Annotated in this window: 23 protein-coding genes; 18 read left to right on the top strand and 5 right to left on the bottom strand. The window is 43.7% G+C overall.

Features of this window, described 5'->3' with window-relative positions; genetic code table 11:
• The first annotated feature begins 85 nt into the window (after positions 1-85).
• Positions 86-394, top strand: coding sequence for a type II toxin-antitoxin system RelB/DinJ family antitoxin (locus OC23_RS13895; RefSeq protein WP_038345481.1), 309 nt, complete (start codon positions 86-88; stop codon positions 392-394).
• 98 nt (positions 395-492) lie between these two features.
• Positions 493-936 (top strand): GNAT family N-acetyltransferase, encoded by a 444-nt coding sequence (locus OC23_RS13890; RefSeq protein WP_038345480.1) that lies wholly within the window; start codon positions 493-495, stop codon positions 934-936.
• 1 nt (position 937) lies between these two features.
• Here the strand turns inward: OC23_RS13890 and OC23_RS13885 are convergent, their stop codons facing one another.
• Positions 938-1654, bottom strand: a complete 717-nt coding sequence (locus OC23_RS13885; RefSeq protein WP_038345479.1) for a pseudouridine synthase — start codon at positions 1652-1654, stop codon at positions 938-940.
• Positions 1655-1900: 246 nt separating this feature from the next.
• Here OC23_RS13885 and OC23_RS13880 point away from each other — a divergent pair, with 246 nt between their 5' ends.
• Complete coding sequence (locus OC23_RS13880; RefSeq protein WP_038345478.1) at positions 1901-2398, top strand: hypothetical protein; 498 nt, start codon at positions 1901-1903, stop codon at positions 2396-2398.
• Between the two features lie 143 nt (positions 2399-2541).
• On the top strand, positions 2542-3543 hold the full coding sequence (locus OC23_RS13875; protein WP_161792298.1) for an LLM class flavin-dependent oxidoreductase: 1002 nt from the start codon (positions 2542-2544) through the stop codon (positions 3541-3543).
• A gap of 39 nt (positions 3544-3582) precedes the next feature.
• On the opposite strand, the gene OC23_RS13870 is transcribed toward OC23_RS13875, so the two are convergent.
• Together OC23_RS13870 and OC23_RS13865 are read right to left on the bottom strand one after the other, a co-directional pair.
• Positions 3583-4296, bottom strand: coding sequence for a hypothetical protein (locus tag OC23_RS13870; RefSeq protein WP_038345476.1), 714 nt, complete (start codon positions 4294-4296; stop codon positions 3583-3585).
• A gap of 75 nt (positions 4297-4371) precedes the next feature.
• Complete coding sequence (locus OC23_RS13865; protein WP_038345474.1) at positions 4372-5208, bottom strand: pyruvate, water dikinase regulatory protein; 837 nt, start codon at positions 5206-5208, stop codon at positions 4372-4374.
• A gap of 158 nt (positions 5209-5366) precedes the next feature.
• Here OC23_RS13865 and ppsA point away from each other — a divergent pair, with 158 nt between their 5' ends.
• The 13 genes from ppsA to alr all read left to right on the top strand — a co-directional run bounded on the left by ppsA (position 5367) and on the right by alr (position 18569).
• On the top strand, positions 5367-7745 hold the full coding sequence (gene ppsA / locus OC23_RS13860) for a phosphoenolpyruvate synthase (RefSeq protein WP_038345473.1): 2379 nt from the start codon (positions 5367-5369) through the stop codon (positions 7743-7745).
• A 287-nt stretch (positions 7746-8032) separates the two neighbouring features.
• Positions 8033-8803: an RDD family protein gene (locus OC23_RS13855; protein ID WP_038345472.1), complete on the top strand. Its 771-nt coding sequence runs from the start codon at positions 8033-8035 to the stop codon at positions 8801-8803.
• 299 nt (positions 8804-9102) lie between these two features.
• Complete coding sequence (gene cyoA / locus OC23_RS13850; protein WP_038345471.1) at positions 9103-10155, top strand: ubiquinol oxidase subunit II; 1053 nt, start codon at positions 9103-9105, stop codon at positions 10153-10155.
• Positions 10156-10158: 3 nt separating this feature from the next.
• Complete coding sequence (gene cyoB / locus OC23_RS13845; RefSeq protein ID WP_038345470.1) at positions 10159-12150, top strand: cytochrome o ubiquinol oxidase subunit I; 1992 nt, start codon at positions 10159-10161, stop codon at positions 12148-12150.
• Positions 12151-12154: 4 nt separating this feature from the next.
• Complete coding sequence (gene cyoC / locus OC23_RS13840) at positions 12155-12775, top strand: cytochrome o ubiquinol oxidase subunit III (RefSeq protein WP_038345469.1); 621 nt, start codon at positions 12155-12157, stop codon at positions 12773-12775.
• A complete protein-coding gene (locus OC23_RS13835; protein ID WP_004654404.1) occupies positions 12775-13104 on the top strand; it encodes a cytochrome o ubiquinol oxidase subunit IV in 330 nt (109 codons plus the stop codon). The genes cyoC and OC23_RS13835 overlap by 1 nt, the downstream gene beginning before the upstream one ends.
• Positions 13105-13114: 10 nt before the next feature.
• Positions 13115-13993, top strand: a complete 879-nt coding sequence (cyoE, locus tag OC23_RS13830; RefSeq protein WP_038345468.1) for a heme o synthase — start codon at positions 13115-13117, stop codon at positions 13991-13993.
• 321 nt (positions 13994-14314) lie between these two features.
• The gene (rpsF, locus tag OC23_RS13825; protein ID WP_038345466.1) at positions 14315-14698 is read left to right on the top strand and encodes a 30S ribosomal protein S6; all 384 of its coding nucleotides are present in this window, start codon (positions 14315-14317) and stop codon (positions 14696-14698) included.
• Positions 14699-14709: 11 nt separating this feature from the next.
• Positions 14710-14937, top strand: coding sequence for a 30S ribosomal protein S18 (gene rpsR, locus OC23_RS13820; RefSeq protein WP_000090661.1), 228 nt, complete (start codon positions 14710-14712; stop codon positions 14935-14937).
• Between the two features lie 12 nt (positions 14938-14949).
• Positions 14950-15396, top strand: a complete 447-nt coding sequence (rplI, locus tag OC23_RS13815) for a 50S ribosomal protein L9 (RefSeq protein WP_038345465.1) — start codon at positions 14950-14952, stop codon at positions 15394-15396.
• A 126-nt stretch (positions 15397-15522) separates the two neighbouring features.
• Complete coding sequence (locus tag OC23_RS13810; RefSeq protein WP_038345463.1) at positions 15523-15822, top strand: TM2 domain-containing protein; 300 nt, start codon at positions 15523-15525, stop codon at positions 15820-15822.
• 169 nt (positions 15823-15991) lie between these two features.
• On the top strand, positions 15992-17437 hold the full coding sequence (gene dnaB, locus OC23_RS13805) for a replicative DNA helicase (RefSeq protein WP_038345462.1): 1446 nt from the start codon (positions 15992-15994) through the stop codon (positions 17435-17437).
• A gap of 61 nt (positions 17438-17498) precedes the next feature.
• Positions 17499-18569: an alanine racemase gene (alr, locus tag OC23_RS13800; RefSeq protein ID WP_038345461.1), complete on the top strand. Its 1071-nt coding sequence runs from the start codon at positions 17499-17501 to the stop codon at positions 18567-18569.
• 39 nt (positions 18570-18608) lie between these two features.
• On the opposite strand, the gene OC23_RS13795 is transcribed toward alr, so the two are convergent.
• Positions 18609-19343 (bottom strand): proteasome-type protease, encoded by a 735-nt coding sequence (locus OC23_RS13795; protein WP_038345460.1) that lies wholly within the window; start codon positions 19341-19343, stop codon positions 18609-18611.
• A 201-nt stretch (positions 19344-19544) separates the two neighbouring features.
• On the opposite strand from OC23_RS13795, the gene OC23_RS19370 reads away from it, so the two are divergent.
• Positions 19545-20555, top strand: coding sequence for a helix-turn-helix transcriptional regulator (locus OC23_RS19370; RefSeq protein ID WP_038345459.1), 1011 nt, complete (start codon positions 19545-19547; stop codon positions 20553-20555).
• A 367-nt stretch (positions 20556-20922) separates the two neighbouring features.
• On the opposite strand, the gene OC23_RS13785 is transcribed toward OC23_RS19370, so the two are convergent.
• The gene (locus OC23_RS13785; RefSeq protein ID WP_038345458.1) at positions 20923-22242 is read right to left on the bottom strand and encodes an adenylosuccinate synthase; all 1320 of its coding nucleotides are present in this window, start codon (positions 22240-22242) and stop codon (positions 20923-20925) included.
• Positions 22243-22248 lie beyond the last annotated feature (6 nt).

Raw genomic sequence — 22248 nt, 5'->3', positions numbered from 1 at the left:
ATTTTTTCACCTCAAAAATATTGAAATTACATTGCAATGGTTTAAAATACATAACGATAACTAAAAATATGTGGTTACATTCTTCATGCGTAAAACAGAAGTTTATCAGGTTCGTCTCGATTCTCAGGAAAAGAAACAGGCCTTTGCCGTGTTTAAGCAGTTAGGGATCTCCCCTGCCCAAGCTGTCCGCCTTTTCTTTAAACAGGTGGTACTGACCAAATCTATTCCATTTGCAATTGAAAACCAGAATATCAATATGGAACAGTTGCTTAAATTACGTAAGTCCAAGGCAGCAGCCTCTACCGAGAGTCCGGCTACAGTCGGGATTGAAGACGACCATGAAGATCTGTTTGAAGAGTTAAATGCACTACTCGGTGAAAGTGACAAAACTTAACAATGTTGCATTTATAAACAAGTTTTTATTTTTTAAGCTGAATTTTTTTCGCTATTCTGACAGTCCAAATAAAATTATAAGTGTAAGGACGGGCTGGAATGATTGTTAAGCGAGCCACAAAGGAAGACCTTCATCAACTTGCTGTCTTGTTTGACGAATATCGTCAGTTCTACGGTGCATCATCCAATTTAGAACAATCTTATCAATTTCTCAAACAGCGTTTTGACAATAAAGAAAGTGTTATTTTCATTCATGTCAAAGATGATGTTATTACAGGGTTTGTACTACTCTACCTCGCCTTCTCGTCGGTTGCCTGTGAAACCTATTATATTCTAGATGATGTCTATGTAACGCCAAGCTATCGGAAACAGGGTTCCGCCAAACAGCTGATTGATACCGCCATCCTGTTTGCACGCCATGAAAATGCACTGCGTATCAGTCTGGAGACCCAGAAAAATAACTATCAATCCCATCGTCTTTATGAGCAGATGGGATTTATTCAGGATAGCGAATTTAAAACCTACCATTGCTTCCTGAAATAGTTTATTTATCTTCTATAGCCATATTTTGACTGAGCAGTTTTTGTTCTGCACTTAAATAACACCATTGCCCTGCTTGCAAGTCAGGCAATTCAAGCCGGCCGACCTGATGGCGATGTAAAGCCTCGACTCTGTTTCCGACAGCAGCCAGCATCCGCTTGACCTGATGATAAACCCCTTGATGAATGGTCATGCTTAACTGATATTCGGAAAATAACTTAACATCTGTTGCCGCATAAATTCCTTTTTCATTACGAAGTTCGACGCCCTGCTGCAACGCCTGTATTTGCTCGGAACTCACCGGATCAGCTGTGGTGACATGATAAACCTTAGGCACATGTTTACGGGGATGGGTCAATGCCTGTAAAAACTGCCCATCATCAGTCAAAAGTAACAGGCCTGTCGTATCCTGATCTAGCCGACCTACACATTGAATGCCACGATGAATTAAAATTTCAGGAAATAAACTGAATACACTTTTATGATGGGTGGCCTGATGGGAACATTCGTAACCTTGCGGTTTATTCAGAACCAGATAGACATGCTCGCGATATTGATATTCTTCACCAAACACCTGAAACACCAATTGATCGGTATTGATGTTCTGCTTGGGATTATCACAAACCTGATGATCAATCAGGACAGAACCGTTTTTAATTAACTGCTGGCAATACTTACGTGAGCCAAAGCCTTGAGATTGCAAAATTTTTTCCAGCAGCATATCGGGATCCTCAACCAAACTTGTTCCATTGTACCCGATTAGCACAAAGCCCGTTGTTCATTGCGTATTCATTCTTTATTTTTATAATTTATTCACAATTTCTCCACTTGTAATAGAACCAATACAAAACCCTCGTCAAACACTCTCAATCCGGATATTGCACTCCATATTTTCGCTAAAAAGTCTTGTTACATTTGTCACAAGCAAAAAGAATACTGTCCAAAAGAATGGATAAGGAGTTTCATCATGAAAGCAAATATGTGGTTATGCAGCATCATCCTTGCATCAACATCAATGGTGACTGTAGCGCATGCAGACAACACAACTCGTGTTGCAGCAACCTCCGCACTCGGTAGCGTTGTCGGTACAGCAATAGGCAAACAGCTGGGTGGCAATACAGGAGCCATGATCGGTTCAGCCATTGGTGGTGCGGGTGGTGCCGCTGCATCAAGTAACCGACGTGACCGTACTGAAGCTGCCATTGGTGGTGGTCTTGGTGGCGTCGGTGGTTATACCGTGGGCCGTAACATGGGCGGCACCAATGGTGGCTATATTGGTGCAGCGTTAGGTGCTGCTGGTGGCGCTGCCTTGGGCAAAAAAGTAGGCCAGGATCGTGATGATGACCGTCGCTATGATCGCCGTTATGACAATCGCCGCTCTTATGATGATCGCCGTTACTACAATTCACGTCATCATTATCGCCACGACAATGGCCGTCATCGTGGCTGGTACAAAGACCGTTAATCCGGACGAATTGTCAATCGTTCTACCCTTTATAGCACCTTCGGGTGCTTTTTTTGTGTCTCCTTACAATATATCGATCAAATTCGATATACAAGCTCAAACTTATATCGTATTATTTCGATATATTGCTTTGAGAAGTCATGATGAAAACACTACAAGACATAAAGTTCTCTATACTGGAACTTGCTCCCGTCAGGGATGACAAGAGTATTGAATTTTCACTACGCCACGCCTTGGAGCTGGCACAACATGCCGAAAAATTAGGTTATGAACGCTTCTGGCTGGCAGAACACCACAATATGGATGGTATTGCCAGTTCTGCGACTGCTGTTTTATTAGGCTTTATTGCAGCACATACCGACAAGATCCGTTTAGGTTCAGGCGGCATCATGTTGCCCAACCATGCTCCACTGGTTGTTGCAGAACAGTTTGGAACATTGGCCACCCTCTATCCGGACCGTTTTGAACTCGGTCTAGGCCGTGCACCGGGCACAGATCAGGTGACCATGCGCGCATTAAGACGGGGTCGTCAGGAAACCGAAGATCAGTTTCCGCAAGATGTACTGGAAATTTTACAATATTTTAAAGCGCCTCAACCGGGTCAGCGAATTATTGCCACACCGGGTCAAGATACCCATGTACCCGTCTGGTTGTTAGGCTCTAGTTTATTTAGCGCCCAACTGGCGGCCAAACTGGGACTTCCCTATTCCTTTGCTTCGCATTTTGCCCCACGCATGCTGGGTCAGGCCATCGACCTCTATCGGGATAATTTCCAGCCTTCTGAATATCTGGATAAGCCTTATGTTTCAATGGGTGTACCGACTGTAGTTGCCGAGACAGACGACGAGGCGCAATATCTGGCAACCAGTTCTTATCAACGTATCTTGAATCTGATCCGTGGCCACAGTCTGAAGCTCAAACCGCCCGTTGCATCGACTCAAGGTCTAGCTACTGCTGCCGAACAGCTGGCTATACAAAATTTCTATGCCATGGCCCAGATCGGTTCGGCAGACACCGTGAAAGCCGGTCTCAATAAAATTGCCAGTCAATATGAGGTGGATGAGTTTATCTTTACCTGTGATATTTATGATACCCAGAAACGTCTGGACAACTTTAGCCTGTTAATGGATATTCAACAGAACTAGGCTCGATGGAAGCTAAGCATCCCCGATCCATAAGGGTGCTTAGCGCACGACCCCGATATACTTGTACACTGTATCGCTTTTGCGATAACGTAAATACTTGGCCTGCGGTTTTGAATTTTGATCCAGCAGCATAATATCAATCGTATCTAGTTTTTTATCACTGCGAATATAGTCAGGCACATCTGTCGGTCCCTCATGATTATTGCAGTCAAAATCGACCTGGATGTGATCCAGTAATCTGGTTTTGGTCTGGAATACCTTTACTGCCTGTACCGCACCCGCCTTCGCCTGAAATGCACCAATCGCATAAGCACCAACGCAACTACTGCCTTTATAGTAACTCTCTACCAGATAAACCGGTTGTTGCGCCAATACGGTTTGCTTCACCTCCAGAATCGCACCCGTTTCAATCGCGGTTAAGCGCGTCTTGTCACCTGTCCGGGTTTGTACATAGGAGGCGTATTCCCCCATCGTGCCTCCACCACCAATATCAAATGTATAAAACTTTAACTGCTGATCCGGTGAAAACTGAATCCGCACATGGTAACGGTCTTGAAAAGCTCGAAAGGAATAATCGAAACTGGCAGGATCATGCTCTATTTTATTAACAATATCTGACTCGACTGCCTGATTAACCTGATAAAAAGCATTATTTTCATATTTTTGAATGAGCTTTTTTTCAAATTGTGCCAAGGTTTCAGCGTGGGCTTGCGACATCCCCAGAAAAGCACAAAGCACTAAACCTATTTTCATTATATTTTTCCTGTTTTTATCATCCCGAAAAAAAGCGCAGTCCACTGTCCACGCTTTTTCAGTGTTCCAGCTGTTTTAACCAATACGACGTTTTAAACCGGTCATTTGTAAAATGCGTGTTGAAATCTCTTCAATCGACATTTCGGTGACATTCAGGTATTTAATTCCTTCTGAAATATAAATCCCCTCAATTGCACGCAGCTCCATCTGGCACTGACTGAAACTTGCATAACGGCTATTGGCTTTACGTTCATTGCGGATTGCCACCAGACGCTCGGCATCAATCATCAGGCCAAACAGTTTGTTTTTATGTTCACGCAGCACTTTTGGCAAACGGTTATCGTCCAGATCTTCTTCAGTCAGAGGATAGTTTGCAACCCGAATCCCGAATTGTAATGACAGATAAATCGAGGTCGGGGTTTTTCCGGAACGCGATACCCCAATCAAAATAATATCGGCTTTATCATAATGACGTGTTCTGGCGCCATCATCATTGTCCAGCGCGAAATGCACCGCATCGATACGGGCTTTATAATATTCAGAATCGGTAACCGCATGCGTTTGCCCGACCAGTGTGGTTGGTGGCACCCCGATTTCTTGTTCCAGTTTACTGATCAGGCCCTCGAACACATCCAGATTGACTGCTTTTGCCGTATTGATGATTTCACGGACATGAGGGTCAACCAGCGTATCAAAAACCAGAGGCAAAGAACCGTCACGGGACTGACAGGCATTAATCTCTGCCACCGCGATCATGGCAGCCTCTTCGGTGGCAATATAAGGCATGATATGGATATCAAAATCCACGTTTGGAAATTGCGCAAGTAGTGAATGTCCAAGGGTTTCTGCGGTAATCGCGGTACCATCCGAAATAAAAAAAACGCTCCGTTTAATTTCTTTACTTACGGGCATCAAAATTCTCCTTAAACATTTGTCTTAGTGCTCTATAATCTTTATAGTAAACTCATCTAACATGACTGTCGCTTAGTAAAATACTAAATCTAGGCACTTTTGTATAATTTCATACCAATGATGGTCATTCATACTGCAAAAAAAGTGGAGTAAATACTTTGGAAGCGCGCGTAATCGGTCTGGAAAAATTAGGAAAACACGATGTCGAACTCGTAGGTGGGAAAAACTCATCTCTGGGTGAAATGATCAGCCATTTATCCAATGCTGGTGTATCGGTACCGGGTGGTTTTGCAACAACTGCTGCTGCCTATCGTGAGTTCTTGGATCAAAGCGGCTTAAATGCTCGTATTCAGGCTGAACTTAGCCAACTCAACGTCGATGATGTAAATGCACTGGCTGAAACTGGTGCGAAAATCCGTAAATGGATTGTTGATACTCCGCTTACTGCTACATTAGAACAAGAAATTCGTGATGCCTTTGCAGCACTTTCCAACGGTAACCCAGACATTGCCGTTGCTGTACGTTCTTCTGCAACTGCTGAAGACTTACCAGACGCTTCATTTGCAGGGCAACAAGAAACCTTCTTGAATATTCGTGGTATTGATAACATTCTTATCGCGATCAAGGAAGTATTTGCCTCTCTTTATAATGACCGCGCCATTGCTTACCGTGTCCACCAAGGTTTTGAACACAGTGTTGTTGCCCTTTCTGCTGGCGTGCAACGTATGGTTCGCTCTGAAACAGGCGCTGCCGGCGTGATGTTTACCCTTGATACAGAATCAGGTTTCCGTGATGTAGTATTCATTACTGCATCTTATGGCCTCGGCGAGATGGTGGTACAGGGCGCAGTGAACCCTGACGAATTCTATTTATCCAAACCACTCTTAAATGCGGGCAAACATTCTGTTCTACGCCGCAACCTGGGTTCTAAGCACCAGAAGATGATTTATGGTGAAGAAGGCGCAGCAGGCAAATCTGTCGTGATCGTCGATGTCGAAAAACAGGAACGTCAACAGTTTGCCTTAAATGATCATGAACTGCATGAGCTTGCAAAACAGGCATTAATCATTGAGAAGCATTACGGCTCTCCAATGGATATCGAATGGGCAAAAGACGGTGATGATGGCCAGATCTATATCGTTCAGGCACGTCCAGAAACAGTCAAAAGCCGCCAGAATGTGGGCACAATGGAACGTTACCTGTTAAAACAGCGCGGTACCGTAATTTGTGAAGGCCGTTCAATCGGTCAGCGTATCGGTTCAGGTAAAGTCCGTGTTGTGACTTCTATCAAGGAAATGGACAAGGTACAGGACGGTGACGTACTGGTATCTGACATGACTGATCCGGATTGGGAACCAGTGATGAAACGTGCCGCAGCCATTGTGACAAACCGTGGTGGCCGTACCTGCCACGCTGCCATTATTGCGCGTGAACTGGGTGTCCCTGCCATTGTCGGTTGTGGCAATGCAACAGAAGTACTGAGTGACGGTCAGGAAGTTACCGTTTCATGTGCAGAAGGTGATACAGGCTTCATTTATGAAGGTGCCCTGGACTTTGAGGTACAGCGCAACTCCATCCACTCAATGCCACAATTACCGTTCAAGATCATGATGAATGTCGGTAACCCTGACCGTGCATTTGACTTTGCCCAGATCCCGAATGAAGGGATTGGCCTTGCACGTCTCGAGTTCATCATTAACCGTATGATCGGTGTGCACCCGAAAGCCTTATTGAACATTGACAGCCTGCCACGTGAAACCCGTGCAGCAGTAATGGCGCGTACTGCGGGCTACTCTTCTCCAATCGAGTTTTATGTCGAGAAGCTGGTTGAAGGGATTTCGACACTTGCAGCAGCATTTGCAGACAAGCCTGTAATCGTTCGTATGTCTGACTTCAAGTCAAATGAATATGCCAACCTGATCGGCGGTAAACTGTACGAACCAGAAGAAGAAAACCCGATGCTGGGCTTCCGTGGTGCGAGCCGTTATGTTTCAGACAACTTCCGTGACTGTTTTGAACTTGAATGCCGTGCATTGAAAAAAGTACGTGATGAAATGGGTCTTACCAATATCCAGATCATGATTCCATTCGTACGTACAGTTTCTGAAGCAAAACGTGTAATTGAACTGCTTGCTCAAAACGGCTTGAAGCGTGGTGAAAACGGCCTCAAGGTCATCATGATGTGTGAACTTCCAACCAATGCATTACTGGCTGAACAGTTCCTCGAACACTTTGATGGCTTCTCTATCGGCTCAAATGACCTGACCCAGTTAACGCTTGGTCTTGACCGTGACTCAGGTATCGTTTCCCACCTATTTGATGAGCGTGATGCGGCAGTAAAAGCCCTTCTTTCCATGGCGATTCATGCATGCCGTAAAGCTGGTAAATATGTAGGGATTTGTGGCCAGGGCCCTTCAGATCATCCTGATCTTGCCAAATGGCTCATGGAGCAAGGGATTGAATCTGTGTCACTGAACCCTGACTCTGTTCTTGATACCTGGTTCTTCCTTGCTGAAGAACAAATCAAGAAAGCCTAGTCTTTTTTAGAAAAAGGCCCTCTTTTGCAGGGTCTTTTTTCATCATAGGGATGTGGGCATTTTAGAGATAATTGTAGCATGTGCCATTTTTGGTCTGGGCTTTTTGCAATCAGAGCGATGTTTTGTGATGACTCAGATGATGGCCAAAACTGTATCCAGCTTCGTTATGAAACTTGACAAGCGGCCTGCCATTGTCTACGTTTCATGCCTTGTCTGGGTTGTTTTAGCCTATAACACAAGACATGTCTGAAATGTCTACACACCCTTGTAATTGAGATTTTTAAATTATGCAAATTTACTTGGCTCGTAACAATCAACAAGCTGGTCCCTATAGTTTAGAACAAGTGAACCAGATGCTTGCCAGTCAACAGGTACTATTGACTGATCTGGCTTGGCACGAAGGTATGACTGAATGGAAAACACTTGGTGAACTTACTCAAGGTAAACTTGTATACGAACCTGTAGGTTATTCACCTTTTAGTACACCGGCCCAACCGGAAACAACCAGCTCTTTTAAAATCAAGGTTGAACACAAAGCGACACCAGAGTCCGCTCCTCTGCACTCACGTTTCCTTGCCAAACTGATTGATGTCATATTATGGATTCCTGCTACATTCATACTGACAGCTTTTTTCAGCCCGGAACAGGCTCAGAAATTTACCCAGCTCAATGAACAATTGCTGCATTTAATGTCTGACCGTTCTGCTGATATTGCCCTGGCCCAAAAGGTACAGGCAGAAATTGTTAGCATCATTCCAACTCAGGCCTGGATGGCAATGTGTATCTACATCATTGCGATGCTGATGGTACAAGCTTTTTTCATTGGCAAATCTGGCCAGAGCATCGGAAAAAAATTAACAAAAATTAAAATTGTGGATGCTGAAACATATACGGCTGTCAGTTCAATCCGTGCATTCTGGCTCAGAAGTATTGTTTTTATTATTTTAAATTTGATGATCGTTCCCCTGATCTCGGTTATCGAATCTTTATTCGCTTTGGGTAAAAATCGTCAGGCATTGCACGATAAACTAGCAAAAACCAAGGTAATTAAACAGTAATCACAAATCAATAAAGAAAAGAGGATTTAATCCTCTTTTCTTTTATATTAAGTTGATATCTATAGAAAAAGAACTTAACTCAAGTACAATCCCTACAAGATAAATCGGGTTTTAAAACAAGCATTTCAGGCCACTTTATCAGTAGCTTAGTTCTTCAATATGAGGCATAATGCCCAACAACGTAGCGGTGTCGCGTGATTGCTAAGCATTTTTTAAACAATTTCTTATCAATCACGCGACACTTTAATCGCTATCCCATAATTTAATTAGGGAATGGGACTCTTCACCGAGGTTGTAAAATGAGACAAACGATTTTAGCTGTATTGTCTTTATCAACGATGGCTGCACTCTTAACTGGGTGCGGTGGTGATATGGTACTTCTAAACAACAAAGGTCCAGTTGGTCAAGGTCAAAGTAACTTGATGATGACTGCGATCTACTTAATGCTATTGGTGGTGATTCCATCAATTATTATGGCATTATGGTTTGGTTGGCAATATCGCGCATCGAATAAAGATGCAGACTATAAACCTACTTGGGCACACTCTACGACAATTGAGATCGTTGTTTGGGGTGTTCCTGTCATTATTATTGGTATTTTAGCTTGGTTAACTTGGTGGGGTTCCCACAAGTACGACCCTTACCGTCCGTTAGAATCAGATAAAGCACCGTTGACTATTCAAGCTGTCGCTGAACAGTTCAAGTGGATTTTTATCTATCCTGAGCAAAACATCGCAACGGTAAACGAAGTACGCTTCCCAGAACAAACGCCTATCAGCTTTAGGATTACCTCTAACTTTACGATGAACTCGTTCTTCATCCCACAGTTAGGCGGCCAGATCTATGCGATGGCGGGTATGCAGACTCACCTCCACCTATTGGCAGATGAACCGGGTGTATTCCGTGGTTTCTCGGCAAACTATTCAGGTTACGGTTTCTCACAAATGCGCTTTAAGGCACACAGTGTAACTGAACCAGAATTTGCGCAATGGGTAGAAGCAGTTAAAGCTGGTAACGGTACAAGCATTAACCCTGAAGCAATTCAAAAAGGTACGCTTGACCAGGCAGAGCTAGCAACGCTTAAAGATGGTGATCGTTCTAAGCATCAGATCGAGCATTTAGTCAATCGTGCTAAAGCTGCGGGTGATGAAGAAGCGCTTGCTAAAGCTGAAGCGATGAAACCGTTCCCGACTAAGCCACACCCTGTGACTTATTACTCATCAGTTGAACCAAAATTGTTTGAAACAATTATCAACCACTATATGAGTAACTATCACGGTGCTGACCACTCTGCTGCGCATGCAACAGCAGAAACTCATGCTGCAGCTGAACACGCTGCTCAAGGGGAATAAGACATGGATATGATTTTTGGTAAACTGGGTTGGGACTCAATCCCGACAGAGCCAATCGTACTTGTCACCATGGTCTTTATGGCACTTGGTGCAATTGCTGTGCTTGGCGGTATCACCTATTTCAAAAAATGGGGATACTTGTGGAATGAATGGTTTACAACAGTAGACCATAAAAAGATCGGTATCATGTATATCATCGTATCTGTCGTCATGCTTTTGCGTGGTTTCGCCGATGCGATCATGATGCGTTTACAACTTTTCCTCGCTAAAGGCGGCGGTGAAGGTTATCTACATCCAGACCACTACGACCAGATCTTCACCGCACACGGTGTCATCATGATCTTCTTCGTGGCAATGGGTCTCGTTGTCGGTATGATGAACATCTCTGTACCTTTACAGATTGGTGCACGTGACGTTGCTTTCCCATTATTGAACTCTTTAAGCTTCTGGCTATTTGCCGGCGCTGCTGGTTTGATGATGCTTTCACTCGTATTAGGTGAATTTGCTGCAACAGGTTGGATGGCTTACCCTCCACTGTCTGGCATTCAGTATTCTCCTGGTGTTGGTGTTGATTACTATATCTGGGCTCTGCAGGTTTCTGGTCTGGGTACGCTTTTATCTGGTGTTAACTTCTTCGTTACCATCATCAAGATGCGTGCACCTGGCATGAAACTGATGGACATGCCGATCTTTACCTGGACTTCACTTTGTACGGCAGTACTGATCATTGCATCTTTCCCTGTATTAACAGGTACACTTGCAATGCTGACGCTTGACCGTTACTTTGGTTTCCACTTCTTCACAAACGAGCTTGGCGGTAGCCCAATGCTGTATGTGAACCTGATCTGGACATGGGGCCACCCTGAAGTATACATCCTGGTATTACCTGCATTTGGTCTATACTCGGAAATCGTTGCAACCTTCTCTCGTAAAGCGTTGTTCGGTTACAAGTCTATGGTGTATGCAACAATTGCGATTACTGTACTTGCGTTTGTTGTATGGCTTCACCACTTCTTCACCATGGGTGCTGGTGCGAACGTGAATGCGTTCTTCGGTATCATGACCATGGTTATTGCGATTCCGACTGGTGTGAAAATCTTCTCTTGGTTATTCACCATGTATAAAGGTCGCATCACCTTTACTACTCCAATGTTATGGACGCTTGGCTTCCTTGTAACATTCGGTATTGGTGGTTTAACTGGTGTACTTATGGCTGTTCCGCCTGCGGACTTCCTTGTACACAACTCATTATTCTTGATCGCTCACTTCCATAACGTGATTATCGGTGGTGTGGTGTTCGGTATGTTTGCCGGCATCATCTTCTACTGGCCAAAAATGTTTGGTTGGAAGCTCAATGAAGCATGGGGTAAAGCTGCATTCTGGTTCTGGTTCTTCGGTTTCTATTTTGCATTCATGCCACTTTATATCCTTGGTTTCATGGGTATGACTCGTCGCTTGAATACATATGACAACCCAGAATGGGATCCGTATCTGGCTATCGCATTGTTCGGTGCTGTTCTTGTTGCGATCGGTATTGCATGTTTCTTGATGCAAATCATCGTTGGTTTCTTACAGCGCAAAGACAACATGGACCACACAGGCGATCCATGGGATGGTCGTACGCTTGAATGGGCGACTTCTTCCCCTGCTCCATTCTATAACTTTGCGCATGAACCAGATGCAAGCGGTATCGACCGTTTCTGGACTGACAAAGAAAATGGTGTAGCATACGCACGTAACACTAAATATGAAGACATCCACATGCCGACTGATCGTGCTGCTGGTTTTGTCATTGCAATGTTCATTACATTACTTGGCTTTGCTCTTATCTGGCATATTTGGTGGCTTGTTGTTGTTTCATTCGTTGCAGCTGTCGTTAGCTTGATCGTAAGCTCATTCACCAAGAATGTTGATTACTACGTTCCTGCTGCTGAAGTTGAGCGTATTGAAAACGAACGCTACGCGTTACTTGAAAAACACTTGAAGAAGGACTAAGGAAATGGCTGAAGTACTTCATCACGACCACCACGGCCACGACGGTCATCATGAACATGATGATACCGATTTAACGGTCTTTGGTTTCTGGACATACTTGATGAGTGACTTGATTCTTTTCGGATCACTCTTCATCGCGTTCGCTGTATTAAGCAGTCATATTCCACCAGGAACCCCAAGTGCATACGACCTGTTCCATGATTCATTAGGCTTTGTATTAACTGAAACATTTGCCCTCTTGATCTCATCGGTAACTTTCGGTTTTGCTGTACTGGCATCTTATAAAAAGAATGTAGGTCAGGTGATCACCTGGTTATTCATTACATTCCTTTTTGGTGCATCGTTCATTGGTATGGAAATCTATGAGTTCCGTCACCTTGTACACGAAGGCCATGGTCCTACTCACAGTGCATTCCTATCATCATTCTTTACCCTGGTAGGTACACACGGTATCCACGTAACTTCTGGTTTAGTCTGGATGCTGGTATTGATGTATCAAATCAAAAAGAATGGTTTGACCTTACCGAATACACGTCGTCTTGCTTGCTTAAGCTTGTTCTGGCACTTCCTTGACATCGTTTGGATCTGTGTATTCAGCGTCGTTTACTTACTGGGAGTTCTCTAATGAGTAGTCATGACCATAATGCTGCAGGTGCGTCACACGGTAACTTTAAACAATACACTGTTGGATTTATTCTATCTGTTATCCTGACCATCATCCCGTTCGGGATGGTGATGGCTGGCGGTTTCAGTCGTGGTGTTCTGGTTACTGTAATTGCAATTACTGCGGTTGCTCAGGTACTTGTACAGCTTGTGTACTTCTTGCACATGAATACATCATCTGAACAACGTTGGAACCTTATTGCATTTATCTACACAATCTTATGTATCGCTGTACTGTTAGTCGGCTCTGTGTGGATTATGAATTACCTACACTACAACATGATGATCTAAACTGATTGTCATGTGGAAAAAGTACTTATTCCTGACTAAACCAGGAATTCTCTTCGGTAATTTTATTACCACCTTGGGCGGCTTCTTCTTAGCCGCCCAAGGCTCTATAGACCTCCTGTTATTATTACTCACCCTGCTAGGAACAACGTTTGTGGTTGCTTCCGGATGTGTGGTGAATAATGTAATTGATCAGGACATCGATCAAAAAATGCAACGCACCATGAACCGTGCGCTTGTGACCAAAACCATTTCCCCTGCTGTCGCAATGTGCTATGCACTGATCCTGGGTGTTATTGGTTTTAGCATTCTCTGGTTTTATGTGAATGCCTATGCATTTTTATTCGCTGTCATTGGTTTTGTGGTCTATGTCGGTTTTTATAGCTTGTGGACCAAACGCACCACAATCCATCAGACCGTCATCGGTAGCATTTCCGGAGCGAGTCCTCCTGTTATTGGTTATACGGCTGTAAGTCATCAATTCGATATGGCAGCCCTATTGATTTTTGTTGCATATGCCTTATGGCAGATGCCACACTCATGGGCAATTGCAATTTATCGTTTTGACGATTACAAAAATGCGGGCGTTCCAATTTTACCTGTAGCACGCTCAATTTTGAGAACCAAAATCGAATCACTGATTTATGTCGTTCTCTTTACCATAGCGATGAATGCACTGTATGTTTATGGTTACACCAATACCATCTTTCTGGTGATCTGTAATGCACTGTGTATCTACTGGTTCTACATTGGTCTTTTAGGCTTTAAAGCTGAGAATGATCAGCTCTGGGCAAAACGCTTTTTCCTTTTTTCAGTAATTTTAGTTACTGTCATCAGTTTAAGCTTTAGCTTTACCTTTAAAAGCCCTGCACCACTCTTCCCTATTTTTTAAAAAGATAGAGAATGCTCTATCTTTTTATTCTCCCCCTAGCATATTCATTTCGCGCAATAAATAATTTCTTCTTTATTGCCAAATGAAATCGCCCGATCAAATCACTGTCCTCTTTTTTCTACGTGATCATTTAACAACACGCAGTTTGCTACTCACATTTGCCGCACAAAAAATAAATCGCCGAAATTCGGCACACATTTGCTTTATCCCTCCAATTTGCATATAATCGCCGCTTCGCAATTTGCGACATAACTGTTGAGTTATGACTCCTTGCTTCTAATTTTTATGATTAGGGGCTGCCTAAACCGTAAGGAGCTGACAATGCGTCACTACGAAATCGTACTATTGGTACATCCAGACCAAAGCGATCAAGTTGTAGGTATGGTTGAACGCTATATCTCTCAGATCAAAGAAGCTGATGGTCAAATTCACCGTCTAGAAGATTGGGGCCGTCGCCAATTGGCTTACCCAATTAACAAAATTCACAAAGCACACTACATTCTTATGAATGTTGAATGTGGTCAAGCGACTCTTGATGAATTAGAAGAATTGTTCCGTTATAACGACGCAATCATTCGTAACATCATCATCCGTCGTGAAAACGCAATTACTGAAGAATCTTTACTTGCTAAGAGTGCTGAAGAAAAACGTGCGCGTAAAGCTCAACGTGAAGAAGCACAACAAGCAGTTCAAGAAGCTGAATAAGGAGAACATCAATGGCACGTTTTTACCGTCGTCGCAAGTTCTGCCGCTTTACAGCTGAGAATGTTGCGTACATCGACTACAAAGATATCGACACTTTAAAACAGTACATCACTGAAAACGGCAAGATTGTTCCTAGCCGTATTACAGGTACTAAAGCTCGTTATCAACGTCAATTAGCGTTAGCTATTAAACAAGCTCGCTACTTGTCTTTGATTCCGTACACTGACAACCATAAGTAAGTGAGGTGAGCTGTGGACGTTATCTTATTACAACGCATTAAGAACCTTGGTAAATTAGGCGACAAAGTATCAGTTAAAGCTGGTTACGGTCGTAACTTCTTGATCCCTCAAGGTAAAGCTGTAGCTGCAACTGAAGCAAACACTGCTGCTTTTGAAGCTCGTCGCGCTGAACTTGAAAAACAAGAAGCTGAAGTATTGGCAGCTGCAACTGCACGTGCTGAACAATTGAACGAAGTAAACATCGTGATCACTGCGAAAGCTGGTGATGAAGGTAAACTGTTCGGTTCAATCGGTACTCGTGACATCGCTGATGCTTTAACGAATGCTGGTCTTGCTGTTGACCGTGCAGAAGTTCGTTTACCAAACGGTGCGCTTCGTCACACTGGTGAATTCAACATCGCAATCCAATTGCATCATGATGTTGTTGCTGAAGTTCTCGTTACTATCGTATCTGAGTAATTTCTGCAAAGAAAAAGGGCATGTTTTTACATGCTCTTTTTTTATGTCTAAATAATATAAAAAGACATCTCATTCCAATTCATTTTTAAATTTTTGATCATTATTGATCTCTATAGGACCATAAATATGCACAAGAAGAATCGTATTATTGCTTTAGTACTGGCGCTGTTTTTAGGCTTCTTTGGTATTGACCGTTTTTACCTCGGCAAAAAGACCAGCGGTATTTTAAAATTAATTACCTTTGGCGGTTTAGGCTTGTGGTGGTTCATTGATGCTACCCTGCTCTTGCTTGATGCCTTCTTGTATTCTTTAGGCAAAGACACAGGTCTGGTTAAGGATGCCCATAAAAATGACCTGCGTTATGGCCTGTCGGCCTACCGGTTAAAAAACGGGAAATTTGTACAGGACTGGTTTGCAAAACCTTAAATTAGACACCTTCCCAAAGCAGCCATCTTGAATGCAAGAGCAGAACTGACTATCTATTATGCTATTGCATCACTTACACAATTTTCCCTGAATTAAATTGTCCAGATCAGCTCCATTTGGATTAAGATAGTCACCTGGTCGTGTTTTATCTTTTTTATTAGGTCTTGTTATGTCACAGGCGAATGCCAATTTTACAAAAAATTCTCCAGCCACAGAGAGTAAAGTGAGTGACTCAGGTCAACTAAAAGAATTCCGTACCCCACCCCATAATCTTGCGATTGAGCAGGCAGTTCTGGCCGCTTTAATGACAGTTGCAGAATCATTCGAGCAAGTCAGTGACTTGCTCAAAGAAAATGATTTTTATGCAACACGTCACAAGTATATTTATCGTGCCATTGAAAAACTGGCACAAGAAAACTCTCCTTATGATGCCGTTTTGGTCAGTGACTGGCTTTTGAAGCAGAACTTGCTTGATGCCATTGGTGGTGAAGAATATCTGATGCAATTGATGGCCGATTCACCATCAAGCTTTTATAACCTGGAAATTTACGCCAATAAAATTAAAGAATTTTCGACCCTGCGCAGCATGATCAAGGTCAGTAGCGATATTTTACAAAATGCTTATGACACTAAAGGTCGCCCTGTCAGTGAAATTCTGGATCTGGCAGAAACCAGTATTTTCTCCCTTGCCGAACAACACAATAACAATAAGAAAGATGCGGGGCCAAAATCAATCAGTTCTGTGACAGCTGACGTTATTTCCAAACTCGACGAACTGTCCAAATTAGACGGCAACATCACCGGTCTTACCACAGGATTCCTGGAGCTAGATAACAAAACATCCGGGATGCAACCCGGCGATTTGATTATTGTGGCAGCCCGACCATCGATGGGTAAAACCACATTTGCGATGAACCTGGTAGAAAGCGTCTTACAATATAACCGCTTACCAGCACTGGTCTTCTCCATGGAGATGCCTGCAGACTCGATTGCCATGCGTTTGATTTCTGCAATGGGGAAAGTGCATCAGGGTCATCTGCGTTCCGGTAATCTGGATGCAGATGAATGGACCAAAGTTACAGGTACAATTCTGCAATTGCAGGAAATGCACCTGTATATCGACGATTCTTCTGCACTGCCACCAACGGAAGTCCGGGCACGGGCGCGTCGTATTGCCAAAATGCATGATGGCAAGATCGGCTGTATCATGGTCGACTATTTGCAGTTAATGAAAGTTCCCGGCATGGGTGATAACCGTGTAGGCGAGATTTCGGAAATTTCCCGAAGCTTAAAAGCCTTGGCCAAAGAAATGCACTGTCCAGTGATTGCACTGTCGCAGCTGAACCGAAGTCTGGAAAACCGGCCAAATAAACGCCCGGTTATGTCGGACTTGCGTGAATCGGGAGCGATTGAGCAGGATGCCGACTTGATCATGTTTATTTATCGTGACGAAGTCTATAACAAGGAATCGAAAGAAGCCGGTACCGCCGAAATCATTATCGGTAAACAGCGTAACGGTCCGATTGGAACCGTGCGTCTGGCCTTTGAAGGTCAATATACCCGTTTTAGTAACCTCTCACCTGAGTTCTATGCTCAATATGATGATGAGGAATAACTTCCAGTCCATTTAAAATTGCTTTATTCAGTTTCAAAGTCATCCCAAAGGAGAAACCAGGGTGCGCCAAGCAACAGTTTATATTGATAGCCAAGCGCTACAATATAATTTTAACCGTGTTAAACAACTTGCTCCAAACTCAAAAATTGTAAGTATGGTCAAATCCAATGCTTATGGCCACGGAGTCGAAGCATGTTTAGCCGCCTTGGATGCCACCGATGCCTTTGGGGTCGCCTGTCTGGAAGAAGCCCTGGAAATCAGGCGACTTGGATATAACCAGCCGATTACACTGATTGAAGGTGTTTTTTCTGAAGATGAAATGTCCCATGTGCTTGAACAAAAACTGGAATGTATTGTTCATCACACTCAACAGGTTGAATGGCTGATCCGGCACAAAGCGGCCTATAATGCATTGGGTTTAAAAGTCTGGGTCAAGCTCAACAGTGGCATGAACCGATTAGGCTTTAAACTTGCTGAAATTATTGAAGTCATTCAGCGTTTAAAAACCGAAGGTTTTACCTGTGTCCTGACCATGCATTTTGCCAATGCCGATGTCGACCATCCACTCAATGACCAGCAGATCGAACAATTTTTACAGGTCAAGCAGGCTTGCGCGCCGATTCTGGCCTCATGCTGCAACTCTGCGGCAATCTACAAATATCCTGAACTGCAGTTTGATTTTGTACGGCCAGGTATCATGCTTTATGGTGCATCTCCATTCGCCGATAAAAATGTGCACGATCTCGACCTGAAACCGGTGATGACCTTTACCGCAGAAATCATCGCATTAAACCAGATCCACTCAGGCGAGTGTGTGGGTTATGGTTCAAGCTATGCGGCAACCTGCCCTTCCACCATTGCGATTGTTTCAATCGGCTATGGTGACGGCTATCCACGGGCCTATACCCGGCAAAATTTTGTGGCCATTGGTCAGCAACTGGTGCCTGTGGTTGGACGGGTCAGCATGGACATGATGGCAATTGATGTCACCAATGTCACAGCGGAACTTGGTACCCAGGTTGAGCTATGGGGCCAGCGACGTCTGGTCGATGATGTTGCCACTGCAAACGGCACCATTGGCTATGAATTGTTATGTCGCTTAAGCAAGCGGCCACTTCGTAAGATGATATAAAAGATATAAAAAATTCAGGCTAATGTCTGGATTTTTTATTTACAGATCATAATCTGCGGTCGGTTTTGGCAACTCTTGCAATCCCCGCCGCAAGGTTTCTGACCATTGCTTACTGATCTGGGTAAAATATGGATCATTTTCACTAATCCGCTTTCCTGTAGGGATTTTAAAACTGTCTTTATGATACACCAGTGCATCTAGCGGCAGACCCACCGAAACATTGGAGCGCAAGGTAGAATCAAATGAAATGAGCGCACATCTCAAGGCATCGTCCAAGGGCATCTTATAATACAAGGCCCGATCCAGAATCGGTTTGCCATATTTACTTTCCCCGATCTGGAAGTAAGGAGTATCGGTGGTCGCACAGATAAAATTACCCTGCGGATAAACATTATATAACTGCATTTTATCGCCCCTGATTTGTCCTGCCACCAGAATGCTGCAAGAATAATTCATCTGCTCATGCGGATCTGAGCTAATATCGGCCAGTACCTTACGCAGTGTCTTGCCAATCAGTTCAGCAACCTCAAACATGGTATTGACGGTATTCAGATTCGGTTCCTGCCGTAAAACCAGCGCATTTTTTAAATGCCCGATTACCGCCTGGGTCGTCGCCAGATTCCCGGAGGTCTGCAAGGCGACAAAGCGCTCCCCTTCTATACCAAAGGTATGCAGCTTCCTGAATACAGAAATATGGTCGACCCCGGCATTGGTACGCGTATCACTAATCAGCACCAGCCCCTGTTCCAGTCTTAAAGCACAACAATAGGTCATCTTTTTACCTCTACATTGAACACGCACAAGGTTGAATCATAGACACCATGAAATGATTATTTCTTCTTCATATTTAAAATATTTAAGCAAAAGCGTATCCATTTCAGTCGTAAATACGTAATCCTGACCGGATGGACTTGCTAAATAAGTATAGTTTTTTTATTGTGTGTGCTTTAGACCATTGAATTACGTATTACGCTTATGTCATCCGTACAAGAAAAAGAAACTTCGAATAGCCTTTATCGCCAGTGGCAAATTTTATCCCGCCTTTCGACCGGAAAATGGATGGGTACCCGGGAATTACAAGAAATACTAGAACGCGAAGGTATCGATATTAGCTTAAGAACCATTCAGCGCGATTTAAACCAGATTGCGCAGCGCTTCCCTATTGAAAGCAATAAAACCGTCCCTCAGGGCTGGCGCTGGCGCTCTGATGCCCCGATTCAAAGCTTGCCCCACATGACCAGCTCGCAAGCAGTAACATTTATGATGGTGGAAGAACATTTACGTCACCTGCTGCCACCAAGCTTGCTAGAAGAAATGATGCCATGGTTTGACCTCGCCAAGCGTAGCCTTTCTACCCAGAATAACGTCAGACAATGGATTAACCGGGTTCGGATTGTACCGGCAACCCAGCCTTTAATCCCGCCAGTCGTAGATAAACATGCCCAGCAGGCGATTTATGAAGGCCTGCTGCAAGATAAGCAGATTGAATGTATTTACCGTGCCCGAACCCACCAGGGCGAAGACAAGACCTACATTTTAAATCCTCTGGCACTGGTACAAAAAGGGGCTGTAATTTATCTGATCTGTACCCGTAACGATAAAACCGAAGTCCAGACCTTCGCCTTACACCGTTTTAAGTCCGCAACCGTGCTGGACAACCGCGCCTTGCATCCGGTGAATTTTGATATCGATGACTATATAGAATCAGGAGCACTCGGTTTTCGTGTGGACTATAACAAGCCAACCGAACAGATTCAGCTAAAACTCACCATGAGCGAGAGTACCGCGAAAAGCTTCTATGAAAGTCAGCTTAGCAAAGATCAAACCATTCAAAGCCTAGAAGAAAATATTGTAGAAGTCTCTGCAACCGTCCCGTTTACTTCACAACTGGTCTGGTGGCTCAGAAGTTTTGGTAAAAAAATTCTGAATATCGAACCTGCTGCTGTTTACAATGCAGTAAAAGAAATTGAAGAGCATGCGCCATAAAAAAAGAGAACCTTTCGGTTCTCTTCGACTTTTATCATTTTTATTATTGAACACTCAGTTTTATTGTTATTGTTTTAAATGTTCAAACCAACCTCTCTCCCCGCCTTGATCAAAATTGGTTTGTACCTTTTTGCGCTTCGATATGATCAACATCGGCACGCCAATTCATAGCCATTGTAACGGATTCTCTTTTTAGTCATGCTTAAAACCCTCTTTGTTTGAACGTAGAGCTAATATAACCAGAATTATTAAAGCTGTGAAATAACAAAGATTGCAATAAAAAGCTGATTTTTTGCTAGGCGTTTTGAATATATAAATCAGGCCAATAAAAAAGCTCCCCGAAGGGAGCCTGATTCACACCATCAGCTTATGCTGAAAATGGATGACGTAAAATAATTGTTTCTGCACGGTCAGGACCTGTTGAAACGATATCAATCGGGCAACCAATCAACGTTTCAATACGGCGCACATAAGCCAATGCATTTGCAGGAAGCTGGTCGATTTGGGTAAGACCTACAGTCGATTCGCTCCAGCCCGGCATGGTTTCATAAATCGGTTTCAAGCTTTCAAATGAAATCGCATCAGAAGAACCGGCACAGCCAGAATCGACATCTTCATAACCTACGCAGATTTTTACTTCTTCCAAACCATCCAGTACATCAAGTTTAGTCAAGCAAATACCAGACAAAGAGTTTACTTCAACCGAACGGCGCAGGATTTCAGCATCAAACCAGCCACAACGACGTTGACGGCCAGTTGACGCACCAAATTCATGACCGACAGTACCCAAGTGACGACCAATCGCATCACCCGTATCGGTTGCAGCGTCATAGTGCAATTCTGTCGGGAATGGGCCAGCACCAACACGTGTTGTATAAGCTTTGGTAATACCCAGTACATAATCCAAATGCAGTGGTCCCATACCTGAACCAGAGCTTACGCCGCCAGCAGTGGTATTTGAACTGGTCACAAATGGGTATGTACCATGATCGATGTCAAGCAATGAACCTTGTGCGCCTTCAAACATGATTGCCTTACCTTCTTTACGGTAATCATGCAACACTTTGGTCACGTCAATCACTAATGGAGCAAGCACTTCACGCCATTGGTTGCAAAGCGCCAATACATCTTCAAACTTGACTTCTTCAACGCCATAGAATTGAGAAAGCTGGAAGTTATGAAGCTCAAGCATTTCCTTGAGTTTTTCTTCAAGCAATGCGCCGCCACGGATCAAGTCAGCAACGCGTACAGCACGACGTGCAACTTTATCTTCATAAGCTGGGCCAATACCACGACCTGTGGTTCCGATTTTCGCGTTACCACGCTTTTTCTCACGTGCCTGATCAAGCGCAATGTGGTTTGGCAAAATCAATGGACAGTTTGGAGAAATACGTAAACGTTCCTTAACAGGCACGCCTTCTTGTTCCAAAATTGCCATTTCTTTAATTAATGCTTCAGGAGAAAGAACCACACCATTCCCGATTAAGCATAATACGTTTTCACGTAAAATACCTGATGGAATGAGGTGCAATACAGTCTTCTTACCACCTACCACAAGAGTATGACCGGCGTTGTGTCCGCCTTGATAGCGTACTACCGCAGCCGCTTGATCTGTGAGCAGGTCGACGATTTTACCTTTTCCTTCGTCGCCCCATTGGGTACCAAGTACCACAACATTTTTGCCCATAATAGC

Origin of the sequence: Acinetobacter sp. A47, from assembly GCF_000805455.1 — a bacterium.
Lineage (GTDB): Bacteria > Pseudomonadota > Gammaproteobacteria > Pseudomonadales > Moraxellaceae > Acinetobacter.
This window is presented reverse-complemented; position numbering and strand designations above follow the sequence as displayed.

Bases quoted from the DNA above. Each gene is read 5' to 3' on its own strand.
- OC23_RS13895 (WP_038345481.1), top strand. From the start codon at position 86: ATGCGTAAAACAGAAGTTTATCAGGTTCGTCTCGATTCTCAGGAAAAG.
- OC23_RS13890 (WP_038345480.1), top strand. From the start codon at position 493: ATGATTGTTAAGCGAGCCACAAAGGAAGACCTTCATCAACTTGCTGTC.
- OC23_RS13885 (WP_038345479.1), bottom strand. From the start codon at position 1,654: ATGCTGCTGGAAAAAATTTTGCAATCTCAAGGCTTTGGCTCACGTAAG.
- OC23_RS13880 (WP_038345478.1), top strand. From the start codon at position 1,901: ATGAAAGCAAATATGTGGTTATGCAGCATCATCCTTGCATCAACATCA.
- OC23_RS13875 (WP_161792298.1), top strand. From the start codon at position 2,542: ATGAAAACACTACAAGACATAAAGTTCTCTATACTGGAACTTGCTCCC.
- OC23_RS13870 (WP_038345476.1), bottom strand. From the start codon at position 4,296: ATGAAAATAGGTTTAGTGCTTTGTGCTTTTCTGGGGATGTCGCAAGCC.
- OC23_RS13865 (WP_038345474.1), bottom strand. From the start codon at position 5,208: ATGCCCGTAAGTAAAGAAATTAAACGGAGCGTTTTTTTTATTTCGGAT.
- OC23_RS13855 (WP_038345472.1), top strand. From the start codon at position 8,033: ATGCAAATTTACTTGGCTCGTAACAATCAACAAGCTGGTCCCTATAGT.
- cyoA (WP_038345471.1), top strand. From the start codon at position 9,103: ATGAGACAAACGATTTTAGCTGTATTGTCTTTATCAACGATGGCTGCA.
- cyoB (WP_038345470.1), top strand. From the start codon at position 10,159: ATGGATATGATTTTTGGTAAACTGGGTTGGGACTCAATCCCGACAGAG.
- cyoC (WP_038345469.1), top strand. From the start codon at position 12,155: ATGGCTGAAGTACTTCATCACGACCACCACGGCCACGACGGTCATCAT.
- OC23_RS13835 (WP_004654404.1), top strand. From the start codon at position 12,775: ATGAGTAGTCATGACCATAATGCTGCAGGTGCGTCACACGGTAACTTT.
- cyoE (WP_038345468.1), top strand. From the start codon at position 13,115: ATGTGGAAAAAGTACTTATTCCTGACTAAACCAGGAATTCTCTTCGGT.
- rpsF (WP_038345466.1), top strand. From the start codon at position 14,315: ATGCGTCACTACGAAATCGTACTATTGGTACATCCAGACCAAAGCGAT.
- rpsR (WP_000090661.1), top strand. From the start codon at position 14,710: ATGGCACGTTTTTACCGTCGTCGCAAGTTCTGCCGCTTTACAGCTGAG.
- OC23_RS13810 (WP_038345463.1), top strand. From the start codon at position 15,523: ATGCACAAGAAGAATCGTATTATTGCTTTAGTACTGGCGCTGTTTTTA.
- dnaB (WP_038345462.1), top strand. From the start codon at position 15,992: ATGTCACAGGCGAATGCCAATTTTACAAAAAATTCTCCAGCCACAGAG.
- OC23_RS13795 (WP_038345460.1), bottom strand. From the start codon at position 19,343: ATGACCTATTGTTGTGCTTTAAGACTGGAACAGGGGCTGGTGCTGATT.
- OC23_RS19370 (WP_038345459.1), top strand. From the start codon at position 19,545: ATGTCATCCGTACAAGAAAAAGAAACTTCGAATAGCCTTTATCGCCAG.
- OC23_RS13785 (WP_038345458.1), bottom strand. From the start codon at position 22,242: ATGGGCAAAAATGTTGTGGTACTTGGTACCCAATGGGGCGACGAAGGA.